Origin of the sequence: Pseudomonas sp. Leaf434 (genome assembly GCF_001425545.1) — a bacterium.
GTDB classification, from domain to species: Bacteria; Pseudomonadota; Gammaproteobacteria; order Pseudomonadales; family Pseudomonadaceae; genus Aquipseudomonas; species Aquipseudomonas siliginis.
In genome coordinates, this window is record NZ_LMQZ01000001.1 from 2,329,157 (window position 1) to 2,350,810 (window position 21,654).

Consider the following 21,654-nt stretch of genomic DNA (forward strand, 5'->3'; position numbering starts at 1 on the left):
AAAAAGATCAATGGCATTTTTTCGCGCCGCCATCGAACTTTTCCGCCGCTGCTGGCACCAACCGCGTTACAGGGCCGACAATGCCCGCAATCACATTCAAGCAAGGAGTCAGAGGTGGGTATGAAAATCAAGATGCTGGGCATTCCTGTAGCGGTCGCAGCCCTGTTGGCGCTGGGCGGCTGTTCGACCCAGACCGTGGTGACGTTGCAGAACGGCACCCAGTACCTGACTGAGGACATGCCGAAAACCGAGACCGAAGATGGTTTTTACGAATTCGAAGACATCTCTGGCGCCAAGGTCAAGGTTCGCGCCGATGAAGTCGCGACCGTTCGCAAGGAAGACTGACTTGGCCTGAATGATCGTTCCCATGCGCAGCAAAGGAATGCCTCCACGGACGCTCCGCGTTCGGCTCTCGAGTGGGACGCAGAGCGTCCCGGGCTGCATTCCCACGCGGAGCGTGGGAACGATCACACACTGGATCTGCGTCGTTCACAAATCCCCTGTGGGAGCGAGCCTGCTCGCGAAGGGGCCGGCACAGGCCCCGCATCAACCTCAGGCGATAACCACCCCGTCGTCGCTCAAACTCCCCAGCGCCACCCCCACCAACGTCACCGAATCCCCACCAAACGTCAGTACGGTATCCTGCCCGACCGCCGACGCATGGGCGCGCAAATCATCCCCCGGCAACACACCCTGTACGCCGAGAAACACCAGTTTGTCATCGGCCGTATAGCCAACCACACGATCCTGGCCGAACGCGCCGTGGAACAGAAACGTATCCGCCCCGCCGCCCGATTCCAGCAGGTCATTGCCAGCGCCGCCGACAAACACATCATTGCCCGCGCCGCCGAGCAAATGATCATTGCCCTCAAGGCCAAACAGCCAGTCACCGCCCGCATGCGCCTTGAGCGTGTCAGCACCCGCCGTGCCTTTCACACTGGCCTCATAAGCGGTGAGGTTGCTGCCGACTTTCAGCCCCGTCGCTGTAACGCTGTGCAACACGTCGTCCTTGAACACGCCCCAGAGAAAACCCGGCTCTTTGCTGACAATGCTGCCGATGTCGCGGGTAATGCTGATCCCGCCGTTGGCATCGCGGATGTACAGGTTGCCGGCACCGTCGTTGGCGAAATCAAAGTTCTTCACTGTTTGCTGCAAGTCGAGCGTGTTGTTGCCCTGCCCGCCCAGAATGACGTTGTAGCCGCCGTTATCGCGGAAGCTGTCGTTGCCGGTGCCGCCCTCCAGATAGTCATTGCCGCTGCCGCCCTGGATCAGGTCATTGCCGTCACTGCCAATAATGAACGTGCTGCCCTTGTGGGTTTCGGCGTTACGGTTGAGGTCCTGTACCCAAGTGTTGGCCCGCGCCGGGTCGGACAGGTTGGCGACGATGATCGTCGAGTCGCGGCTGGTCAGGTCGTAGAACTTCGACTCCAGCACGCGGGTCATGCCGTCGCCGTAGCCAGTGGGAAGGTGCGAAATCCAGGTCGGGACATTCAGGATCGAATACGGCAGCACGTTCCAGGCGTTCGAGGCGTAGTGATCGTTGAAACTGACGATGTTGTCGGTGGTCGAGGCATGCGGCGCGTCGTGCACACCCACCGAGGCACTGCTGAAGGTCGAACCGTCGAGGGCGCGAAACACCGGGTCGTTTTCGTAGCCGATATTCAGCACCTTGTCGCCGCTGCTCTGGGTCGGCGAGGCGTAGGCGATGTAGTTGGAATCGGCGAAGAAACCGCCCCACTTGCCAGTGCTTAAGTCAGCCATGCTGTTCACCGCCAGACCGCCCAGGCTGTGGCCGCTGACCAGCACGTCCTTGCCGCTGAGGCCGTTGGCCCGGGCGAATGCGACGACATCGTTGAGCAGATTGCCGAAAGCTTCGCCGACGTAGTTTTTTGCGTAATCGGCCGGGCCGAACGCCGCGAGCAGATCGTTGATCACGTCGCCAATCGAATCACCAATGAGGATTTCGCGCGGGCCGCTGGTGCCGCGAAAGGCGATCCCCAGTTCGGTGAGGTGACCCTGGGCATCGTACTTGCCGAGGATTTCCACCTGCGCGCTGGTGTAGCCGGCCTTCTCGCCGAAAAACGTCCCGCGTGCATCGGTCTTGCCGTCGTAGCCCAATTGCGCAGCGGTGATGGGCGTCCAGCCGGCCTTTTGCACGGCATCGAGGGCGAGTTTTTCCGAGTCGGGATTCCACGGGATACCGGGGATCACCCCTTGCGAATCGGTGCCGCCAATCAGTGCGGTGACCAGCGTCGCCGGCAGGCCAAGGCCGAAGCCGTTGTGCTGATAACCGGCGGCGAAGCCGTTATCGAGGTTGTGATAGGAATACAGCGTGATCGCCATGGCATCACTGAACAGCGCCTTGGAATCGGCTGTGCCGAAGTTCTTGTAGTCGTATACACCCATTGCCATTGCCTCTCTTGTTGTTGGAATTGTCAGAGATAGCTCACAGCCAGAGCGCGGGGCTCTGGAGCATTCGTTACATCTTGCACATCCTCTGTAGATACCGTCTTGAGCCTCACCGGGCAAGCGCAAGTTTCGGGTCATATGGCAGTCCTGACTTGAGCACTCCGTAAACGAAGTGCAGCAGCTTGCCCTGTAGATACCGTCTTGAGCCTCACCGGGCAAGCGCAAGTTTCGGGTCATATGGCAGTCCTGACTTGAGCACTCCGTAAACGAAGTGCAGCAGCTTGCGCATTGCTGCGCAGATGATCTGCTTGGGGGCCTTGCCATTGGCTTCCAGGCGTTCTTTCATCGCCTTGATCGCCTTATTGTGTTTCAGCGCCACCATGCCAGGCATGTAAAGGCCTGCACGCAGCCGTGCTGACCCTACTCTTGAGATCAGGGTGTGACCTTTGAGCTTTCCTGATTCCTGCAGCTTTGGATTGAGCCCTGCAGCAGCGACCAGTTGGCGAGGATCACTGTATTTGCGCAAGTCACCCAGTTCGGCGAGCAATCGTTCAAGCGTTTTTTGTCCGATGCCGTCGATGGTTACGATGAGATCCCGCATCTGACGCATATCCGGGTCGTCATCGATGTGTTTTTTGATCGCCTTATGCGTTTCTACGATCTCTTTTTCGATATGGCGCAGAACGGAGTTGATCGAGTCTTTGACCTTTTCGTCGGAAACGTCCAGACGATTGAGCTCCATTTGTTCCATTTCCTGAAGGTCATCCAGGCGGCGCACCATTGCTTTTAACTGGCGGTATTTCAGCGGCTCAGGCGCCCATGGGTGAAGTTTTTGATCCTTTTCCCGGGCAAAGTCGGCGATCAGTTTGGCATCGCTTTTATCAGTCTTGATGCGGCGCAGTTCGCTGTCAGCGTACGCTTTGGTCGTAGCCGGGTTCACGACGCAGACCCGGAAGCCTTTGTTGTAAACGAATTCCGCGAGCTCCAAATGGTAGACGCTGGTGGCTTCCATCACGATCAGGGCCGAACGCTCGGCATTTTTTTCTAGCCACGCCTCAAACTCTTTAAAGCCCTTTGGATCGTTGGCCAGCTTGGCCTTGGTTTTGTGCTTGCCGTTGGGCTGGTGTGTAGCGATATCAAAGGTGTTCTTTGCGATGTCGACGCCAACGAAACCGGACATGATTGATTCTCCACTTGTTCCCTGTTGCGATCATCACGTCACTCTGTCCAACCTTGCGAATGCGGGCTCTCGCCGCAGGCGGGCCCAAGATACCGTGCGAACTGTACGAGTGAGTGTGGAGGGCTGGAGCACGATCTACGTCACAGGCAAAAAGCCTAAGGAGCTGCGCGGCTTCCAAGTCCCTCCCTCGATGATCAGTCGAGAACTATCGCTCCTGACGGAGCGTTAGTCGAGATACAAGGAGCTGCCGAAGGCTGCGATCTTNGCAAAAAGCCTAAGGAGCTGCGCGGCTTCCAAGTCCCTCCCTCGATGATCAGTCGAGAACTATCGCTCCTGACGGAGCGTTAGTCGAGATACAAGGAGCTGCCGAAGGCTGCGATCTTTTGATCTTCGAGGGCACTGCTATGCTGGTTTGACCGTGTCGATTGACGCCAAGCGCCAGCCAGGAGAGCCCGTCATGTCCCAGTCGCCGTCCCTGAGCCAGTTACGCGATCCCGAAGCCTTTCTGCGCCGCCACCTTGGCCCGGATGCCGCCGAGCAGCAGGCGATGCTCGACAGCCTGGGCCTGGGCAGTCGTGCCGAGCTGATCGAGCAGACCGTGCCGCCGGGGATTCGCTTCAATCGCGCACTGGATCTGCCGCCGGCACTCGACGAACAGGCTGCGCTGGCGAAACTGCGCGGTTATGCCGAGCAGAATCAGCTGTTCACCAGCCTGATCGGCATGGGCTATCACGGCACCGTCACGCCGACCGTCATTCTGCGTAACGTACTGGAAAATCCCGGCTGGTACACCGCGTACACCCCATATCAACCAGAGATCGCCCAGGGCCGGCTCGAAGCCCTGCTGAATTTTCAGCAGCTGACCATCGACCTCACCGGCCTGGAACTGGCCAACGCCTCGCTGCTCGATGAGGCCACCGCAGCGGCCGAAGCCATGGCGTTGGCCAGGCGCGTGGCGAAGTCGAAGAGCAATCTGTTTTTTGTGGATGAAAACTGCCATCCGCAAACCCTCTCCGTGGTGCAGACCCGCGCCGAAGGTTTCGGCTTCGAGCTGGTCGTCGACGCGGTGGATAACCTGGCGCAGCACGAGGTGTTCGGCGCGCTGCTGCAATACCCCGACACCCACGGCGAAATCCGCGATCTCAAACCCTTGATCAACCACCTGCACGCACAACAGGCCCTGGCCTGCGTCGCTACCGATTTGCTCAGCCTGCTGGTGCTGACGCCGCCGGGTGAGTTGGGTGCCGATGTGGTGTTCGGTTCGTCCCAGCGTTTCGGTGTGCCGATGGGTTATGGCGGCCCGCACGCGGCGTTTTTCGCCAGCCGCGAGGAGTACAAACGAGCGATTCCGGGGCGGATCATCGGTGTATCGAAAGATGCTCGCGGCAACGTCGCGCTGCGCATGGCCCTGCAAACCCGCGAGCAACACATCCGCCGCGAGAAAGCCAATTCGAACATCTGCACCGCGCAGGTGCTGCTGGCCAATATCGCCAGCTGTTATGCGGTGTATCACGGCCCCGAGGGCTTGAAGCGTATCGCCCAGCGCGTGCATCGCCTGACCTGCCTCCTCGCCGCGGGACTCAAGCGCAACGGTATCAAACGGCTCAACGAGCAGTTCTTCGACACCCTGACCCTGGAGGTCGGCGGTGCGCAAACGGCGATCATCGAAAGCGCTCAGGCGGCGCAGATCAACCTGCGCATTCTTGGTCGCGGCCGCGTCGGTCTGAGTCTGGACGAGACCTGTGATGAACACACCGTGGCGAAGCTGTTCGATGTGCTGCTCGGCGCCGATCACGGCCTGAGCGTTGATGCGCTTGATGCGCAGGACATCGCCTCGGGAATTCCCGACGAACTCCAGCGCAGCACGCCGTACCTGCAACATCCGGTGTTCAACGCTCACCACAGCGAAACCGAGATGCTGCGTTACCTCAAACAACTGGAAAACAAGGATCTGGCGCTCAATCAGTCGATGATTCCGCTCGGTTCCTGCACGATGAAGCTCAACGCCACCAGCGAAATGATCCCGATCACCTGGCCGCAGTTCGCCAATCTGCATCCGTTCGTGCCGAGGGAGCAGGCTGTCGGTTACACACTGATGATCGAAGAACTTGAGGGTTGGCTCTGCGCGATTACCGGTTTCGATGCTATCTGCATGCAGCCCAATTCCGGCGCCCAGGGCGAATACGCCGGGCTTTTGGCGATCCGTAAATATCACGAGAGCCGGGGGGAGGGCGCGCGGGATATCTGCCTGATTCCGTCGTCGGCCCATGGCACCAACCCGGCCTCGGCGCAGATGGCCGGAATGCGTGTGGTGATTGTCGAATGCGATGAGGCGGGCAACGTCGATCTGGAAGACTTGAAGCTGAAAGCCGCAGAGGCCGGGAACAAGTTGTCGTGCCTGATGGCGACCTATCCGTCGACCCATGGCGTTTACGAGGAGGGCATCAGCGAAATTTGCGCAGTGATCCACCAGCACGGCGGCCAGGTGTACATGGATGGCGCCAATCTCAATGCCCAGGTTGGTCTCGCCCGACCGGCGGACATTGGCGCCGACGTGTCGCACATGAACCTGCACAAGACCTTCTGCATTCCCCATGGCGGCGGCGGGCCGGGCATGGGGCCGATCGGCGTCCGTGCGCATCTGGCGCCGTTCGTCGCCAACCATCCGGTGGTGCCGATTGACGGGCCGCTGGCGCAGAACGGCGCAGTCAGCGCAGCACCGTGGGGCAGTGCGAGCATTTTGCCGATCAGTTGGATGTACATCGCCATGATGGGCCCGCAACTGGCGGACGCCAGCGAGGTGGCGATTCTGGCGGCAAATTATCTGGCGCAGCATCTATCCGGGGCATTCCCGGTGCTTTACGCCGGGCGCAACGGCCGGGTGGCGCATGAATGCATTCTTGATTTGCGCCCACTGAAGGCTCAGACCGGCATCAGCGAGGAAGACGTTGCCAAGCGGCTGATGGATTACGGCTTCCACGCGCCGACCATGTCCTTCCCGGTGCCCGGTACGTTGATGGTCGAGCCGACCGAGAGCGAATCCAAGGCAGAACTCGACCGTTTCATCGCTGCGATGCTGAGTATTCGCGCAGAGATCAATGAAGTGCAGAAGGGCAACTGGCCGGGCGAAGACAACCCGCTCAAACGCGCGCCGCATACGCTGGCCGATGTCACTGGGATCTGGGAACGGCCGTACAGCATCGAACAGGGCATTACCCCGGATGCGCACACCCGATTGCACAAATATTGGCCGGCGGTGAATCGGGTGGACAACGTTTACGGGGATCGCAACCTGTATTGCGCGTGTGTCCCGGTGGATGATTACCGCTGATCTCTAAATCACCACCGCCCCTGTGGGAGCGAGCCTGCTTGCGAAAGCAATCGTCCAGCCGGCATTTGCGGTGACTGGCTCACCGCTTTCGCGAGCAGGCTCGCTCCCACAAGGCATGGTGGTGAGGCGGTAATCCGGGCAAAAAAATGCCGCTCGTTTGAGCGGCATTTTTTGTTACTCGGAAGCCACGGCGTTCTTCGCCAGAATCGCGTTCGCCAGTTCCATGTCCGAAGCCTGCAGGCCCGGGTTGTCGGCGCGGACTTTCTGCATCGCTGCTTCCAGGTACGGGCCACGGATGCCGCCGTCGCTGGCGACGAAGCTGCCGGCGTCGTCCTGGGCGGCAACGATCAGCTTGTGATCCTTGAACGTCAGATAGGTCGAGCCGGTGGTGGCGCCGGAGGAAATGACGTTACGCCAAAAGCTGTCCGCCATGGCCGAACCAACGGGAAGCGACAGCAGGGCCAAGGTGGCGACAGCAAGTTTGAGACGCATGATGAGGTGACTCCTGGGATTGACTACGGCGTTGGATAGCCGATCCCCAATCCAGTTCCGTGCCGACTCATTTCAACTCACTTTGCGGTGTCACCCGCAGCACTTCCTCCACCGTGGTCAGCCCCGCCGCAACTTTCTGCGCACCGGACAGGCGCAGGCTGCGCATGCCTTCCTTGAAGGCCTGGCGCCTGATCGCGGTGAGGTCGGTATCCGGGGTGATCAGCGCCTTGAGGCTGTCACTCAGTTGCATGATTTCGTAGACCCCGGCGCGGCCGCGATAGCCGGTGTCGCGGCATTCCAGGCAACCGATCGCCCGTTGCGCATTGCTCGGCAGCGGCGCCTGCCAGGGCCGGGTCAGGGTTTGCCAGTCTTCATCTTCGAGCGTCAGCGGCGCCTTGCAGTGCGGGCACAACGTGCGCACCAGACGCTGGGCCATGACCCCTAGCACGGTGGCCTTGATCAGGTAATGCGGCACGCCGAGTTCGAGCAAACGGCTGATGGCGCTTGGTGCATCGTTGGTGTGCAGGGTGGACAAGACCAAGTGGCCGGTGAGCGCGGCCTGAATCGCCATTTCGGCCGTTTCCAGATCGCGGATCTCGCCGATCATGATGATGTCCGGGTCCTGCCGCATCAGTGCGCGCACCCCGGCGGCGAAGGTCAGTTCGATGTTGTGCTGCACCTGCATCTGGTTGAAGGCCGGCTCGACCATTTCGATCGGGTCCTCGATGGTGCAGAGGTTGACCTCCGGCGTCGCCAATTTTTTCAGCGTGGTGTACAGGGTGGTGGTCTTGCCCGAACCGGTCGGCCCGGTGACCAGAATGATGCCGTTGGGCTGGTGGGTCATGTCCTGCCAGCGCCGCAGGTCGTCGGCGCTGAAACCCAACTGGTCGAAATTCTTCAGCAGCACTTCCGGGTCGAAAATCCGCATGACCATTTTTTCGCCGAACGCCGTCGGCAAGGTCGACAGACGCAATTCCACTTCGCCGCCGTCCGGGGTCTTGGTCTTGACCCGGCCATCCTGGGGTTTGCGCTTTTCCGCGACGTTCATGCGACCGAGGCTTTTCAGGCGGCTGACGATCGCCATGGTCACCTGCGGCGGGAATTGATAGACGTTGTGCAGCACGCCGTCGATGCGAAAGCGCACGGTGCCGTGCTCGCGGCGCGGTTCGATGTGGATATCGCTGGCGCGCTGCTGGAAGGCGTACTGGAACAGCCAGTCGACGATGTTGACGATGTGCGCGTCGTTGGCGTCCGGTTCCTGGTCGCTGGCGCCGAGATTGAGCAGTTGTTCGAAATTGCCGAGGTTGCCGCCCTGGGCGTCGGCATTGCTGGCGCCGCTGACCGATTTGGCCAGACGAAAGAATTCGACGCTGAAGCGCTGGATGTCGACCGGGTTGGCCACAACGCGTTTGATCGGCAGCTTCAACACGTGGGTCAGGTCGGCTTCCCAACCGCTGACGTAGGGCTGAGCGCTGGCCACGGTGACCGAATCGCGGTCCACGGCGACGGCGAGAATCTTGTGCCGTTGCGCGAAGGCGTAGGACATCAGCGGCGTGATCGCCGCGACATTGATTTTCAGCGGATCAATGCGCAAGTACGGCTGACCGGCCTGCTGCGCCAGCCACAGGGTCAGGCTTTCCAGATCCAGATGTTTGCCCGGACGGCTGAGGTCGTCGAGTTGCTGGCTGGCGATGAATTCCAGCGGATGCATCTGCCCGTGAGCAGCATGGCGACGGCGGGCATTGAGCGCCTGTTCCGCCGCGTCCTGGCAGATGAAGCCTTGGGCGACCAGTTCCCGTAATACATCGTTGAGGTCCAGCCAGCGGTCCTGAGTGACAAATTGAACGGACATGCGGCTTTCCTTTTTAAGCGTCATGCGCAAAAGGATAGTCGTGGCCCCGCTGACCGTTGGGCCACTACCCGACGAAGCCGTTGCCGGATTTGTCAGCCGGCCGCCTGGGCGGGCGCTTGCCACGCGGCGTCGGCGTTGTGCAGGTCCACCGCGCAGACGCTGATCAGGTTGCGCAGTTTCTCCGCGATCACCTGCGCGCGATGCCAGCTCAGGCCGCTCATGAGGAGGTCGATCGACATCAGATCGTCCTGGCGCTGGACGTTGATCTGCTCCGGGGTCAGAAACTGCAAGGCGAACAGATTCAGCACGCGCACCAGCAGGTCCGGCTCGGCCTCGGCGAGGATCCGGTACTGCGCCAGGCAATGGGCGTTGTTGACGTTCCAGACATCGGCGCGGGCAGGCGCGCTGTTCACGGCTTCAAGATGCGGCATGGCAAATCTCCAGATCAGTGGAGAAATTTTTACATTCGGTGCGGGGTATTTCTTGGCTATGATCGGCGTCTGAACGGATTTATCGAAAGAGTTGATTCGTGAAAGCTGATCATTGAGGATTTTTTATGCACAGCGAACTTGATGCCTACGACCGCAAGATCCTCGCCTTGCTCCAGGAAGACGCTTCGCTGTCGAGCGCGCAGATCGCCGAGCAGGTCGGCTTGTCGCAATCGCCGTGCTGGCGGCGGATTCAGCGGATGAAGGAGGAGGGCATTATTCGCGGTCAGGTGACCTTGCTGGATCGCAAGAAGATCGGCCTGAACACGCAGATCTTTGCCGAGATCAAACTCAACGCTCATGGGCGTTCGAACTTCACTGAATTCACCGAGGCGATTCGCGGCTTTCCGGAAGTGCTGGAGTGTTATGTGCTGATGGGCGCGGTGGATTTCATGTTGCGCATAGTCGCGGCGGACATCGAGGCGTACGAGCGGTTCTTCTTCGAGAAGCTGTCGCTGGTGCCGGGGATACAGGAAGTGAATTCGATCGTGGCGCTTTCTGAAATCAAGTCCACCACCAGCCTGCCGGTCTAGTGCGGATGGCCTTTGTGGCGAGGGGATTTATCCCCGCTGGGCTGCGCAGCAGACCCCGCTTGATCGTTCCCACGCTCCGCGTGGGAATGCAGCCCGGGACGCTCTGCGTCCCAAAGCGGACGCAGAGCGTCCATTGAGGCGTTCCCACGCAGAGCGTGGGAACGATCAGGTGGGAAGGTGTTTAGCTGCGCAGGAGGATTTTCCAGGCGCGGTTCTGGTACACCGCAATCGCCTGATGCTTGCGTGCATCGAGCAGTTCGTCGGTGATGGTCGGCTCGTTGGCCAGTTGCGCCAGTTTGTTCAGCTCACCGTACAGGCGATCCATTTCCGGGATGTCCAGCACGTTGCGCGCATGGTGCAACCAGACCTGAATGCGCTCGATACGCGGCAGTTGTTCAGCAAGATCTTCCGGCTGCTGCTGATAGCGTTGCAGCTGCAGAGCAGTGGCTTCTTCGCCGAGCAGGCGCGGCAGCCAGCTGTGCAGTTGCGCGTCACCCTGACGATTACCGCGAGTGTTGCGGTCGGCGGTCCAGGTGCGGGCCAGCAGCCAGCGTGAAGCGTTCAGCGAGAACTGGCCCCAGCGCGGGTCTTCCAGTTCTTCGAGGAACTGCTCCGGCGCGGCCTTGCGCACGTCTTCGTCTTCGATGCCGACCTGTACCAGTGGACGCCAGTCTTCCAGCAAGGCATCAAGGGCCACGCGCAAATCGTGGGTCGACTGACGCGGCGCAGCCTGGCCGAGGCTGCTGAGCAGGGCGCGCATTTCCGCGAGGTTCTCGACCCAGTCCTGCAACAGCCGCCAGTGGCCGTTGAAGCGATATTGTTCGGCCAGACGCTGGCTGCTGCCGAGCAGATGCCAGCTCAGCGCGGCGAAGGCGTCGTCGAGACGGGTTTCGCTGGTCAGCTGCGGCGCTGGCAGGCTCAGCGAGTAGCTGTTGGCGTCGTGCAGGCGATAACCACGCTCGGCCTTGCTGATATCGCATGGCATCAGCGCCAGGGTTTCGGCCAGTTCGGCAGCCAGTTCCAGCAACGCAGCAGGCTCGCCTTCGCGCAGCTCCAGTTCCAGCTCGCAGATTTCTTCCTTCTGCTTGCCGACCACCACGTGACCGAGGTCCAGCGCGGCTTCGATGACCACTTTGGTCTTGCCACGGCCCCAGGCGATTTCGGCGCGCTCGCGGACGAAATCGGTGGTGAAGATCGGCTTGAGGGTTTTCTTGTCCAGCTCGGCGAGCGACTCGGGCCAGCATTCGCCGTCGAGTTTCTTCACGTCGAGCTTGGCTTTCGGCAGTTTCCAGTCGTACTCGTTACGCTCGGACAGACCGGCGACGCTCTGGCCGCGGGTCTTGAGAGTTTGAATCACTTCGTCACCGTCCTTGCGCAGGCGCAGGGCGACCTTGGCCTGGGCGAGGTCGCGCTCGGGGGTGTCGAAGTACTGGTTCATCAACTCACGGCGTTCCCAGCCACTTTTGTTGCGTTTCTTCAGCAGCGGGTGCTCGCGCAGGGCAGCGAGGGTTTCGCGGCTGACGCGGAGTTTGATTTCAGTTTCTTTTTGCATGGCCGGAACATCCAGAATCGGGAGCGCAGCCGGGGGAATGTGTGGCTGCCAAGGCCGTGCAGTGTACAGGAGTCAAACTTCCTACGCCCTGCGGCGGTTTATTCCACGCGCCGGATGGTTCTATAGTGGGCCTCAATCCGGGACCTGGAGTCAGTGATGCCATTGCCGTCCATGCAAGACCAGTTCGCCGCGCTGATTGCCGCGCCATCGGTCAGCTGTACCCAACCGAACCTGGACCAGTCCAACCGCGCCGTCATCGATCTGCTCGCTCGCTGGCTCGGTGACCTGGGTTTCAGCTGCGATATCCAGCAGGTCAGCCCCGGCAAATTCAATCTGCTCGCCAGTTTCGGCAGCGGCCCCGGCGGGCTGGTGCTGGCCGGGCACAGCGACACGGTGCCGTACGACGATGCGTTGTGGCAGACCGACCCGCTGAAGCTCACCGAAGTCGACGGTCGCTGGGTCGGGCTGGGCAGTTGTGACATGAAGGGCTTCTTCGCGCTGATCATCGAAGCCGTGCAGCCGCTGCTCGATCAGCCGTTCAAACAGCCATTGCTGATCCTCGCCACCTGCGACGAAGAAAGCTCGATGTCCGGCGCCCGCGCGCTGGCCGAGGCCGGGCAACCGCTGGGCCGCGCGGCGGTGATCGGCGAGCCGACCGGGCTCAAGCCGATTCGCATGCACAAAGGCATCATGATGGAGCGCATCGACATCCTCGGGCAGAGCGGCCACTCGTCTGATCCGCGCCTGGGCCACAGCGCCCTTGAAGCGATGCACGATGCGATCGGCGAACTGCGCGGCCTGCGCCTGTTGTGGCAGCGTGAATTCAGCAATCCACAGTTCAGCGTGCCGCATCCGACGATGAACTTCGGCTGCATCCATGGCGGCGACAACCCCAATCGCATCTGCGGCCAGTGCTCGCTGGAATTCGACCTGCGCCCGCTGCCGGGCATGGACCCGAGCCTGCTGCGCGCGGAAATCCTGCGCAAGCTCAACCCGGTGGCCGAGCGGCATAAGGTGAAAATCGATTACAAACCGCTGTTCCCGGAAGTGCCGCCGTTCGAGCAGTCCGAAGATGCCGAACTGGTGCGCATCGCTGAAAAGCTCACCGGCCATCGCGCCGAAGCAGTAGCGTTCGGCACCGAAGCGCCTTATCTTCAGCGCCTCGGCTGCGAAACCATAGTCCTCGGCCCCGGCGACATTGCCTGCGCGCATCAGCCCGGCGAGTACCTTGAAATGTCACGTTTGCAGCCTACCGTGCATCTGATTCGGCAGTTGATTGAACATTACTGCCTGACGACAGACGAACGATGACGACCCTGTGTGGGAGCGAGCCTGCTCGCGAAAGCGTTTTGTCAGTCGCCATTGATGAACCTGATCCACCGCTTTCGCGAGCAGGCTCGCTCCCACTGGGTTAAATGTCTTGCATCAACCCGGTAAATTGCCTGCACCACAACCCGTATTCATGAGGAGAGCGCGCGTGTCGCCAAGCCTGTTTCGACGATAACCATCAGCCCGCTGTGCGTTTTTCGTTTCGCCCCTTTTTTCGGCTGCTCTTTATTACAGGCCCAGGTTCATGCCCGAATACGTCAATTGGCTTCGCCACGCGTCTCCTTACATCAATGCCCACCGCGATTGCACCTTCGTCGTCATGCTTCCCGGCGACGGCGTCGAGCATCCGAATTTCGGCAATATCGTCCACGACCTGGTCTTGCTGCACAGTCTGGGCGTGCGTCTGGTGCTGGTGCACGGCTCGCGCCCGCAGATCGAAACCCGCCTCGCCGCCCGTGGCCTGACCCCGCATTACCATCACGGCATGCGCATCACCGATGCCGCAACGCTTGAGTGTGTGATCGATGCGGTCGGCCAGTTGCGCATCGCCATCGAAGCGCGGCTGTCGATGGACATGGCCTCGTCGCCGATGCAGGGCTCGCGCCTGCGCGTGGCCAGCGGCAACCTCGTTACCGCGCGGCCGATTGGCGTGCTGGAAGGTGTCGACTATCACCACACCGGCGAAGTGCGTCGGGTCGACCGCAAAGGCATCAATCGCCTGCTGGATGAGCGCTCGATCGTGCTGTTGTCGCCGCTGGGCTACTCGCCGACCGGCGAAATCTTCAACCTTGCCTGCGAAGACGTCGCCACCCGCGCTGCGATTGATCTGGGCGCGGACAAGCTGCTGTTGTTTGGCGCCGAGCTCGGCCTGATCGACGAAAACGGCAAACTGGTGCGCGAACTGCGCCCGCAACAAGTGCCGGCACATTTGCAGCGTCTGGGCATGAGCAACTATCAAGCGGAATTGCTCGATGCCGCCGCCGAAGCCTGTCGAGGCGGCGTTGCGCGCAGCCATATCGTCAGTTACGCCGAAGATGGTGCGCTGCTGACCGAGCTGTTCACCCGTGACGGTGGCGGTACGCTGGTGGCGCAGGAGCAGTTCGAACTGGTGCGCGAAGCGGCGATTGAAGACGTCGGCGGTTTGCTCGACCTGATCAGTCCGCTGGAAGAGCAGGGCATTCTGGTACGCCGCTCGCGGGAAGTGCTGGAGCGCGAGATCGAGCAGTTCAGCGTGGTCGAGCGCGAAGGCATGATCATCGCCTGTGCGGCGCTGTATCAGATTGCCGATTCCGATGCTGGCGAACTGGCGTGTCTGGCGGTGAATCCGGAATACCGCCACGGCGGACGCGGCGACGAGTTGCTCGAACGCATCGAAACCCGCGCGCGGGCGCAGGGTTTGAAAACCCTGTTCGTACTCACCACGCGCACCGCGCACTGGTTCCGCGAGCGCGGTTTCGAGCCAAGCAGCGTCGAACGCCTGCCAGCGGCGCGGGCGTCGCTGTACAACTATCAGCGTAATTCGAAGATCTTCGAAAAGACCCTCTGAACAAAAGCGAGGTCTGTGGCGAGGGGATTTATCCCCGCTGGGTCGCGTAGCGGCCCCCTGTGGTTTCACTTGGAATCGCTGGGGCACTGCTGTGCAGTCCAACGGGGATAAATCCCCTCGCCACTTTCTGCATTCAGTCAGTGATGAATTTGGCGCTGACGTACGGCGAATAATCCGCCAGCACTGTCTCGACCTTGCCCTGTTCCTTCAAGAATTTCGCCGTTTCGGCAATGGCCTCGGCGGTGCCGCCGTCCAGCAGCGCCGTGCTTTGCTGCGCCTTGGCATCCGGGAACGCCGAACCGGCCAGCAGTTCCGGTACATCTGCTGCGTTGGCACCGGTCAATTTGGCGATTTTCTGCACAGGCACCGAGTCGGCCGTCCAGCTGTCTTTGTGTGCCGCGTAATCAGCGAACGATTCCAGGGTGACCTTGGCAAACTTGGCCACCACTTCGGGATGCTTCTCGGCAAAGTCTTTGCGCGCCACCCACACCTCGAAGGTTGGCGCACCCCACTGGCCGACCTGGGCGGCGTCGGTCAGGGTCTTGCCGGTCTTGCGGATCTCGCCTAGCGCCGGCGACCAGACAAACGCACCATCAATGTCGCCACGCTTCCACGCGGCGGCGATTTCCGCCGGTTGCAGGTTGACCACTTTGACTTGCGAGGTATTCAGGCCCCAGTGCTTCAGCGCCCCAAGCAGACTGTAGTGCGAGGTGGACACGAACGGTGTGGCGATGGTTTTACCGATCAGGTCCTGCGGTTTGTCGATGCCGCTGCCGTTGCGCACCACCAATGCTTCGGCGGCATTGATCTGTGCCGAAACGATGAACGCCACGATCGGCAGATTGCGTGAAGCAGCTGCTGCCAGTGGGCTTGAGCCAAGGTTGCCGATCTGCACGTCGCCAGAAGCAATGGCAGTGACGACTTCCGGGCCGCTGTTGAAACGACGCCAGTCGATCTTCTCGCCGATGGTTTTTTCATAGACACCATCGGCCTGCGGCACTTTGCTCGGATCGATCCCGGTCTGGTAACCGACCGTCAGACCGGCGGCATGTGTGGAAAAAGAAAACAGTGCCGACACACAAACTGTAACAAATTGACTTGATAGTGCGCGTTTCGCCATGATGCGTCGCCTTTTCGATGGGATTTGCCGTGTTGGGAGCACGGCAAAGCTAATCGATCTAAAAAAAGGTCAACAAATACCATTTAGGAATGAGCTTAGGCGCCGATACGCTGTTTCCCGGCGCGGATGGCCGTTAATGGGCCATATACCTGAATGGCATGAAAAAGAACGAATAAATTCTTTTTGGGATTATCAGGAAGTCTTTACGCTGCAGGGACCAAATCACTCGCGATTAGACGATGGTCGTAGACATACAAGGTTACGATTGACTTGGCAGTCACGGTCTGGCGCTAATCGCGAATCTTAGGATTCAGGGCAAATCGACCCCGAACCAGGAACACAAGAATTAGAACGAGAGGAGCGATACATGAACAAGTCCACCTTGGCCCTGGCTGTGGCCGTTGGGGTTATGGCGCAGCAGGCAGGCGCCGCCGGTTTCATCGAAGACAGCAAGGCTACTCTGGGTCTGCGTAACTTCTATATCAACACTGACAACCGTGACGGCGATACCAAAGCTGCCGGCGCTCAGAACAAGCAAGAAGAATGGGGCCAAGGCTTCGATCTGCGGTTTATCTCCGGTTATACCCAAGGCACCGTAGGCTTCGGTATCGATGCCATCGGCCTGTTGGGTGTGCGTCTGGATTCGGGTGGCGGCACCAACGGTGCTACCTCGACTTCCTACGGCGGTACTGTATTCCCGAGCAAATCCAACGGCGAAGCGGTCGATAACTTCTCTAGCCTGGGTCTGACTGCCAAAGCCAAGATCTCCCAGACGGAATTGAAGTTGGGTACCCTGCAGCCGAAACTGCCGGTTATCGTGACCAATGATGGACGTCTGCTGCCACAAACTTTCCAGGGTGGCCAGATCACTTCCGGTGAGATCAAAGACCTGACGCTGGTCGCTGGTCAGATTGAGCATGCCAAGGGTCGGAACTCCAGCAACAACGAAGAGTTGTCGATTGCGGGCTCCAACGCTCACACCGCTGCCGGTCGTGACAGTAACAAGTTCATCTACGGTGGCGGTGACTACAAAATCACCAAAGACCTGACTGCTCAGTACTACTACGGCAACCTGCAGGATTACTACAAGCAGCACTTCCTGGGTCTGGTGCACAACTGGGCAATCGGCCCGGGTGTATTGAAGTCGGATTTGCGTTACTTCAATAGCCGTGACGATGGCGCCAACGGTAATGATCCGGCGTACTACACCACTGGTGACTACGGTACCGGCATCACCAAAGGGAAAGTCGACAACAACCTGTACAGTGGTTTGTTCCTGTACACCGTTGAAGGTCACACCTTCGGTGGCGGTTATCAGGTCAGTAACGGCAACAGCGACTTCCCTTGGCTGAACCAGGGTGACGGCTCGTCGGCTTACATCACTACCGACATGCAAATTGCCAAATTCGCTCGCGCTGGCGAACGTACTTGGCAAGCTCGCTACTCGTACGACTTCGCGAAGGTAGGCGTACCTGGCCTTACCGCCGGTGTGGTTTACCTGCGTGGCGATAACATCGACACTACTGGTCGTGTTGGCAGTAGCGTGCCACAAGTCAGCACCAATGCCACTGGCCGTTCCGAGTGGGAGCGTGACCTCACTGTTGCTTACGTCGTACCGGAAGGCCCGCTGAAAAACGTTGGCGTAATGTGGAAAAACGCAACCTGGCGCAACGACATCCCGGGTCAACGCGACCAGGACGAAAACCGCCTGATCCTCAGCTACTCGATCCCGCTGCTGTAATAGCACTCGAGCAACTGAAGCAAAAAAAAGCCCCGTCCGGCATCGCGCCGGACGGGGCTTTTGCGTTTTCGAGTCAGGCTCACCCCCGTAAGCCCTTCTCGATTTCCCTCTTTGCTGCAACTCAAGGCCTTCTCGAACCTTGGTTGGATGTTCGTCGCGATGCCGTCTGGTGTCCAATGAACAGATGTTTAATATTCACTAATGATCTAGATATCTAGTTATTTATTCTTTTTCACGCTGATCGATCCCGAGCTACAGTTGTTGTCTCCCATCCCTCATCAGGAGCAGCACCATGAGCCTCAGACTCGGCGACATCGCCCCCGATTTCGAACAGGACTCCAGCGCCGGCAAGATTCGTTTTCACGAATGGCTGGGCGATAGCTGGGGCGTGCTGTTTTCCCATCCGGCGGACTTCACTCCGGTGTGCACCACCGAGCTGGGTTTCACCGCCAAGCTCAAGGATGAATTCAGCCGACGCGGCGTCAAGGCCATCGCGCTGTCGGTTGACCCGGTGGACTCGCACCACAAGTGGATCGAGGACATCAACGAAACCCAGAACACTATCGTCAACTTCCCGATCCTGGCCGATGCCGATCGCAAGGTCTCCGATCTCTACGACCTGATCCACCCGAACGCCAATGACACGCTGACCGTGCGTTCACTGTTCGTCATCGACCCGAACAAGAAGATCCGTCTGACCATCACCTACCCGGCGAGCACCGGGCGTAATTTCCACGAGATTCTGCGGGTGATCGACTCGCTGCAACTCACCGACAACTACAAAGTCGCCACACCGGCTAACTGGCAGGACGGTGAAGAGGTGGTGATCGTGCCGTCGCTCAAGGACGAAGATGAGATCAAGCAGCGCTTCCCAAAAGGCTATCGCGCGGTGAAGCCCTACCTGCGCCTGACGCCGCAGCCGAACAAATAAGATTTGTGGTGCAGTCACCGCCGCTTTCGCGAGCAGGCTCGCTCCCACATTTGCAATGCATTCCCCTGTGGGAGCGAGCCTGCTCGCGAAGGCGTCAGTCCAGGCACTTGAGAATCCAGAATCACAACGCAGGGGAATTTCGGCCGTTTCGACGGCCTTTTTTTTCGCCTGGATTCTGCTTATCTTCATATTTCTTAAACGCATAACCAAATGAATAAATATGATTTATGGATATATAAATCAGCTGGTAAGGTCACTGCCATTGAAGCGAGATCGCAGCCTGCGAATCGCCTGTAACGCTTAAAGGAATCTGCAATGCTGGTCGTCTCACTCGGTGGCAGCCCCAGCCTGCGCTCCCGTTCCGGGGTGCTGCTGGAGCGTTCGCAACGCTGGTTGCAACAGCAAGGGGTGGAAGTGGTGAGTTATCAGGTGCGGGACTTCCCGGCCGAGGATCTGCTCCACGCGCGCTTCGACAGTCCGAAGGTCCTCGACCTGCTGCAACAGATCGCAAACGCCGATGGCCTGCTGATCGCCACGCCGGTGTACAAGGCCTCGTTTTCCGGAGCGCTGAAGACCCTGCTGGATCTGCTCCCCGAGCGTGCTTTGAACCACAAGGTTGTCTTGCCGATGGCCACGGGCGGCAGCATCGCCCACATGCTGGTGGTCGATTACGCCCTCAAGCCTGTGCTGTCGGCACTCAAGGCCCAAGAGATGCTTCAGGGCATTTTCGCCGAGGACAGCCAGATCGCTTACGGCGAAGGCAGTGCCGCCGCGCAACTGGCGCCGGCCCTGGAGCAACGGTTACACGAGGCCCTGGACCAGTTCATCGGCGCCATGGCGCGCCGGCCGAAACCGCTGGAGCCAGGCCTGCTGAACGAACGTTTGTTGAGTGCTCGCTGGAGCATTTAAGCCTTATCGAAATTTGAAGTACTGGCCTTACTCGCCCGCCAACGGGCAAGCAGGTGCAGCCACAACCCAACAGCAAAAAGGAGAGCGCTATGCGCACTGTATTTTTGCGTCGTGGTCTGGTCGCTCTGTTTGCTGCGGCTGTCACCTTCGGCGCCATCACCCAAGCTCAAGCCGAGACATTGCGGATCGGTTATCAGAAGTACGGCACGCTGGTGCTGCTGAAAGCCAAAGGCACGCTCGAAAAACGTCTGGCGGCGCAAGGCGTCGACGTGCAATGGACGGAATTCCCCGGCGGCCCGCAGCTGCTCGAAGGCCTCAACGTCGGCTCGATCGATTTCGGCGTGACCGGCGAAACTCCACCGGTTTTCGCCCAGGCCGCTGGCGCGGATCTGCTCTACGTCGCCTATGAACCGCCAGCGCCGAACAGCGAAGCGATCCTCGTGCCGAAAGACTCGCCGATCAAATCGGTGGCCGACCTCAAAGGCAAGAAAGTCGCCCTGAACAAAGGCTCCAACGTGCACTACCTGCTGGTGCGTGCACTGGAAGACGCCGGCCTCAAGTACAGCGATATTCAGACCGTGTTCCTGCCGCCGGCCGATGCTCGCGCTGCGTTCGAACGTGGCAGTGTCGACGCCTGGGTCATCTGGGATCCGTATCAGGCCGCTGCCGAGAAACAACTGCAAGCGCACACCCTGCGCGACGGCAAAGGCATCGTCGACAACCATCAGTTCTATCTGGCCACAAAACCTTACGCGCAGAAAAATCCCGAGGTGATCAAGACCCTCGTCGAAGAGGTGCGCGCGGTTGGTGAATGGTCGAAAGCCAATCCCGAAGACGTGACGCAACAGGTCGCGCCGCTGCTCGGCCTGCCGGCGGACATCACCCTGACCTCGGTGAAACGCCAGGGCTACGGCGCGCTGTTCCTGACCCCGGAAGTGGTCGCTGCGCAACAGAAAATCGCCGACACGTTCTTCCAGCTCAAGCTGATTCCCAAGCCGTTGAGCATCAAGGATGTGATCTGGACCCCGCCGGCCGCTGTGGCCCAAAGCTCCCAAGCCCAGTAATTCGAATCCACAAGGAGACCACTCCATGAGCCTCAATATCTTCTGGTTCCTGCCGACCCACGGCGACGGCCATTACCTTGGCACCGCCGAAGGCGCCCGCGCGGTTGATCACGGTTATTTGCAGCAAGTCGCGCAAGCGGCGGACCGTCTGGGTTTTGGCGGGGTGCTGATTCCGACCGGGCGTTCCTGCGAAGACTCATGGCTTGTCGCGGCCTCGCTGATTCCAGTGACCCAGCGTCTGAAGTTTCTGGTCGCCCTGCGCCCCGGGATCATCTCCCCGACGGTCGCGGCGCGCCAGGCAGCGACGCTGGATCGTTTGTCCGGCGGGCGTGCGCTGTTCAATCTGGTCACCGGTGGCGATCCGGAGGAACTGGCTGGCGATGGTCTGTTCCTCAACCATGAAGAACGCTATCAGGCCTCGGTGGAGTTCACCCGCATCTGGCGCCGTGTTCTGGAAGGCGAAACCGTCGATTACGATGGCGAGCACATCAGCGTGAAAGGCGCGAAGCTGCTCTATCCACCGATCCAGCAACCGCGTCCGCCGCTGTATTTCGGTGGCTCTTCGGAAGCGGCGCAGGATCTGGCCGCCGAGCAAGTGGAAATGGTTCTGACCTGGGGCGAGCCGCCGGCCGCGGTGGCCGAGAAGATCGCACAAGTGCGCGCCAAAGCCGCCAAGCTCGGCCGCACCGTGCGCTTCGGCATTCGTCTGCATGTGATCGTCCGTGAAACCAACGCCGAAGCCTGGCAGGCAGCGGACCGGCTGATCTCGCATCTGGACGACGACACCATCCAACGTGCCCAGGCTTCGCTGGCGCGCTTCGATTCGGTCGGCCAGCAACGCATGGCCGCGCTGCACGGCGGCAGCCGCGACAACCTCGAAGTCAGCCCGAACCTCTGGGCTGGTGTCGGTCTGGTACGTGGCGGTGCCGGTACGGCGCTGGTCGGCGATGGCCCGACCGTGGCAGCGCGGGTCAAGGAATATGCGGATCTGGGCATCGACACCTTCATCTTCTCCGGTTATCCACACCTCGAAGAATCGTATCGGGTGGCCGAGCTGCTGTTCCCGCACCTCGACGTCGAGCGCCCGGAACTGCCGAAGAGCGCTGGCTATGTCAGCCCGTTCGGCGAGATGGTCGCCAACGACATTCTGCCCAAAGCCGCATCGCAGAGCTGAGGC

Annotated in this window: 17 protein-coding genes; 10 read left to right on the forward strand and 7 right to left on the reverse strand. The window is 60.2% G+C overall.

Translation table 11 applies throughout. The features are described 5' to 3' along the window. The first annotated feature begins 120 nt into the window (after positions 1 to 120). Positions 121 to 345, forward strand: coding sequence for a YgdI/YgdR family lipoprotein (locus ASG55_RS10400; RefSeq protein ID WP_016774830.1), 225 nt, complete (start codon positions 121 to 123; stop codon positions 343 to 345). 207 nt (positions 346 to 552) lie between these two features. Here the strand turns inward: ASG55_RS10400 and ASG55_RS10405 are convergent, their stop codons facing one another. Both ASG55_RS10405 and ASG55_RS10410 read right to left on the reverse strand, forming a co-directional pair. Continuing rightward, positions 553 to 2,406 (reverse strand): polyurethane esterase, encoded by a 1,854-nt coding sequence (locus tag ASG55_RS10405; RefSeq protein ID WP_056786208.1) that lies wholly within the window; start codon positions 2,404 to 2,406, stop codon positions 553 to 555. Positions 2,407 to 2,617: 211 nt separating this feature from the next. Further along, entirely contained in the window at positions 2,618 to 3,589 is a 972-nt protein-coding gene (locus ASG55_RS10410) for an IS110 family transposase (RefSeq protein ID WP_056786210.1), read from the reverse strand. Positions 3,590 to 4,046: 457 nt separating this feature from the next. On the opposite strand from ASG55_RS10410, the gene gcvP reads away from it, so the two are divergent. Then, the gene (gene gcvP / locus ASG55_RS10415) at positions 4,047 to 6,920 is read left to right on the forward strand and encodes an aminomethyl-transferring glycine dehydrogenase (RefSeq protein ID WP_056786213.1); all 2,874 of its coding nucleotides are present in this window, start codon (positions 4,047 to 4,049) and stop codon (positions 6,918 to 6,920) included. 174 nt (positions 6,921 to 7,094) lie between these two features. Here gcvP and ASG55_RS10420 read toward each other — a convergent pair whose 3' ends face one another. The 3 genes from ASG55_RS10420 to ASG55_RS10430 all read right to left on the reverse strand — a co-directional run bounded on the left by ASG55_RS10420 (position 7,095) and on the right by ASG55_RS10430 (position 9,695). Continuing rightward, complete coding sequence (locus ASG55_RS10420) at positions 7,095 to 7,415, reverse strand: DUF2388 domain-containing protein (protein ID WP_172667868.1); 321 nt, start codon at positions 7,413 to 7,415, stop codon at positions 7,095 to 7,097. A 64-nt stretch (positions 7,416 to 7,479) separates the two neighbouring features. Beyond that, positions 7,480 to 9,264: a GspE/PulE family protein gene (locus ASG55_RS10425; RefSeq protein ID WP_056786216.1), complete on the reverse strand. Its 1,785-nt coding sequence runs from the start codon at positions 9,262 to 9,264 to the stop codon at positions 7,480 to 7,482. Between the two features lie 92 nt (positions 9,265 to 9,356). After that, the gene (locus ASG55_RS10430; RefSeq protein ID WP_056786217.1) at positions 9,357 to 9,695 is read right to left on the reverse strand and encodes a hypothetical protein; all 339 of its coding nucleotides are present in this window, start codon (positions 9,693 to 9,695) and stop codon (positions 9,357 to 9,359) included. Positions 9,696 to 9,820: 125 nt separating this feature from the next. Here ASG55_RS10430 and ASG55_RS10435 point away from each other — a divergent pair, with 125 nt between their 5' ends. Beyond that, entirely contained in the window at positions 9,821 to 10,285 is a 465-nt protein-coding gene (locus ASG55_RS10435) for an Lrp/AsnC family transcriptional regulator (RefSeq protein ID WP_024014730.1), read from the forward strand. 181 nt (positions 10,286 to 10,466) lie between these two features. Here the strand turns inward: ASG55_RS10435 and ASG55_RS10440 are convergent, their stop codons facing one another. After that, positions 10,467 to 11,837 (reverse strand): CYTH domain-containing protein, encoded by a 1,371-nt coding sequence (locus ASG55_RS10440; RefSeq protein WP_056786219.1) that lies wholly within the window; start codon positions 11,835 to 11,837, stop codon positions 10,467 to 10,469. A 156-nt stretch (positions 11,838 to 11,993) separates the two neighbouring features. Between ASG55_RS10440 and argE the strand changes: the two genes are divergently transcribed. Together argE and argA are read left to right on the forward strand one after the other, a co-directional pair. Next, the gene (gene argE / locus ASG55_RS10445) at positions 11,994 to 13,148 is read left to right on the forward strand and encodes an acetylornithine deacetylase (RefSeq protein ID WP_056786221.1); all 1,155 of its coding nucleotides are present in this window, start codon (positions 11,994 to 11,996) and stop codon (positions 13,146 to 13,148) included. 262 nt (positions 13,149 to 13,410) lie between these two features. Further along, the gene (gene argA / locus ASG55_RS10450) at positions 13,411 to 14,712 is read left to right on the forward strand and encodes an amino-acid N-acetyltransferase (RefSeq protein ID WP_016772647.1); all 1,302 of its coding nucleotides are present in this window, start codon (positions 13,411 to 13,413) and stop codon (positions 14,710 to 14,712) included. A 133-nt stretch (positions 14,713 to 14,845) separates the two neighbouring features. Here the strand turns inward: argA and tauA are convergent, their stop codons facing one another. Beyond that, complete coding sequence (tauA, locus tag ASG55_RS10455) at positions 14,846 to 15,835, reverse strand: taurine ABC transporter substrate-binding protein (protein WP_156388186.1); 990 nt, start codon at positions 15,833 to 15,835, stop codon at positions 14,846 to 14,848. A 364-nt stretch (positions 15,836 to 16,199) separates the two neighbouring features. Between tauA and ASG55_RS10460 the strand changes: the two genes are divergently transcribed. The 5 genes from ASG55_RS10460 to ssuD all read left to right on the forward strand — a co-directional run bounded on the left by ASG55_RS10460 (position 16,200) and on the right by ssuD (position 21,651). Continuing rightward, positions 16,200 to 17,573: an OprD family porin gene (locus ASG55_RS10460; protein ID WP_056786224.1), complete on the forward strand. Its 1,374-nt coding sequence runs from the start codon at positions 16,200 to 16,202 to the stop codon at positions 17,571 to 17,573. Positions 17,574 to 17,865: 292 nt separating this feature from the next. Next, positions 17,866 to 18,504 (forward strand): peroxiredoxin, encoded by a 639-nt coding sequence (locus ASG55_RS10465; protein WP_041476878.1) that lies wholly within the window; start codon positions 17,866 to 17,868, stop codon positions 18,502 to 18,504. A gap of 315 nt (positions 18,505 to 18,819) precedes the next feature. Next, positions 18,820 to 19,413, forward strand: a complete 594-nt coding sequence (ssuE, locus tag ASG55_RS10470; RefSeq protein WP_016772651.1) for an NADPH-dependent FMN reductase — start codon at positions 18,820 to 18,822, stop codon at positions 19,411 to 19,413. Positions 19,414 to 19,502: 89 nt separating this feature from the next. After that, entirely contained in the window at positions 19,503 to 20,477 is a 975-nt protein-coding gene (locus ASG55_RS10475; protein ID WP_041476876.1) for a sulfonate ABC transporter substrate-binding protein, read from the forward strand. Positions 20,478 to 20,502: 25 nt separating this feature from the next. Further along, positions 20,503 to 21,651, forward strand: a complete 1,149-nt coding sequence (ssuD, locus tag ASG55_RS10480; RefSeq protein ID WP_016772653.1) for an FMNH2-dependent alkanesulfonate monooxygenase — start codon at positions 20,503 to 20,505, stop codon at positions 21,649 to 21,651. Positions 21,652 to 21,654 lie beyond the last annotated feature (3 nt).

Bases quoted from the DNA above. Each gene is read 5' to 3' on its own strand.
- ASG55_RS10400 (WP_016774830.1), top strand. From the start codon at position 121: ATGAAAATCAAGATGCTGGGCATTCCTGTAGCGGTCGCAGCCCTGTTG.
- ASG55_RS10405 (WP_056786208.1), bottom strand. From the start codon at position 2,406: ATGGGTGTATACGACTACAAGAACTTCGGCACAGCCGATTCCAAGGCG.
- ASG55_RS10410 (WP_056786210.1), bottom strand. From the start codon at position 3,589: ATGTCCGGTTTCGTTGGCGTCGACATCGCAAAGAACACCTTTGATATC.
- gcvP (WP_056786213.1), top strand. From the start codon at position 4,047: ATGTCCCAGTCGCCGTCCCTGAGCCAGTTACGCGATCCCGAAGCCTTT.
- ASG55_RS10425 (WP_056786216.1), bottom strand. From the start codon at position 9,264: ATGTCCGTTCAATTTGTCACTCAGGACCGCTGGCTGGACCTCAACGAT.
- ASG55_RS10430 (WP_056786217.1), bottom strand. From the start codon at position 9,695: ATGCCGCATCTTGAAGCCGTGAACAGCGCGCCTGCCCGCGCCGATGTC.
- ASG55_RS10435 (WP_024014730.1), top strand. From the start codon at position 9,821: ATGCACAGCGAACTTGATGCCTACGACCGCAAGATCCTCGCCTTGCTC.
- ASG55_RS10440 (WP_056786219.1), bottom strand. From the start codon at position 11,837: ATGCAAAAAGAAACTGAAATCAAACTCCGCGTCAGCCGCGAAACCCTC.
- argE (WP_056786221.1), top strand. From the start codon at position 11,994: ATGCCATTGCCGTCCATGCAAGACCAGTTCGCCGCGCTGATTGCCGCG.
- argA (WP_016772647.1), top strand. From the start codon at position 13,411: ATGCCCGAATACGTCAATTGGCTTCGCCACGCGTCTCCTTACATCAAT.
- ASG55_RS10460 (WP_056786224.1), top strand. From the start codon at position 16,200: ATGAACAAGTCCACCTTGGCCCTGGCTGTGGCCGTTGGGGTTATGGCG.
- ASG55_RS10465 (WP_041476878.1), top strand. From the start codon at position 17,866: ATGAGCCTCAGACTCGGCGACATCGCCCCCGATTTCGAACAGGACTCC.
- ssuE (WP_016772651.1), top strand. From the start codon at position 18,820: ATGCTGGTCGTCTCACTCGGTGGCAGCCCCAGCCTGCGCTCCCGTTCC.
- ASG55_RS10475 (WP_041476876.1), top strand. From the start codon at position 19,503: ATGCGCACTGTATTTTTGCGTCGTGGTCTGGTCGCTCTGTTTGCTGCG.
- ssuD (WP_016772653.1), top strand. From the start codon at position 20,503: ATGAGCCTCAATATCTTCTGGTTCCTGCCGACCCACGGCGACGGCCAT.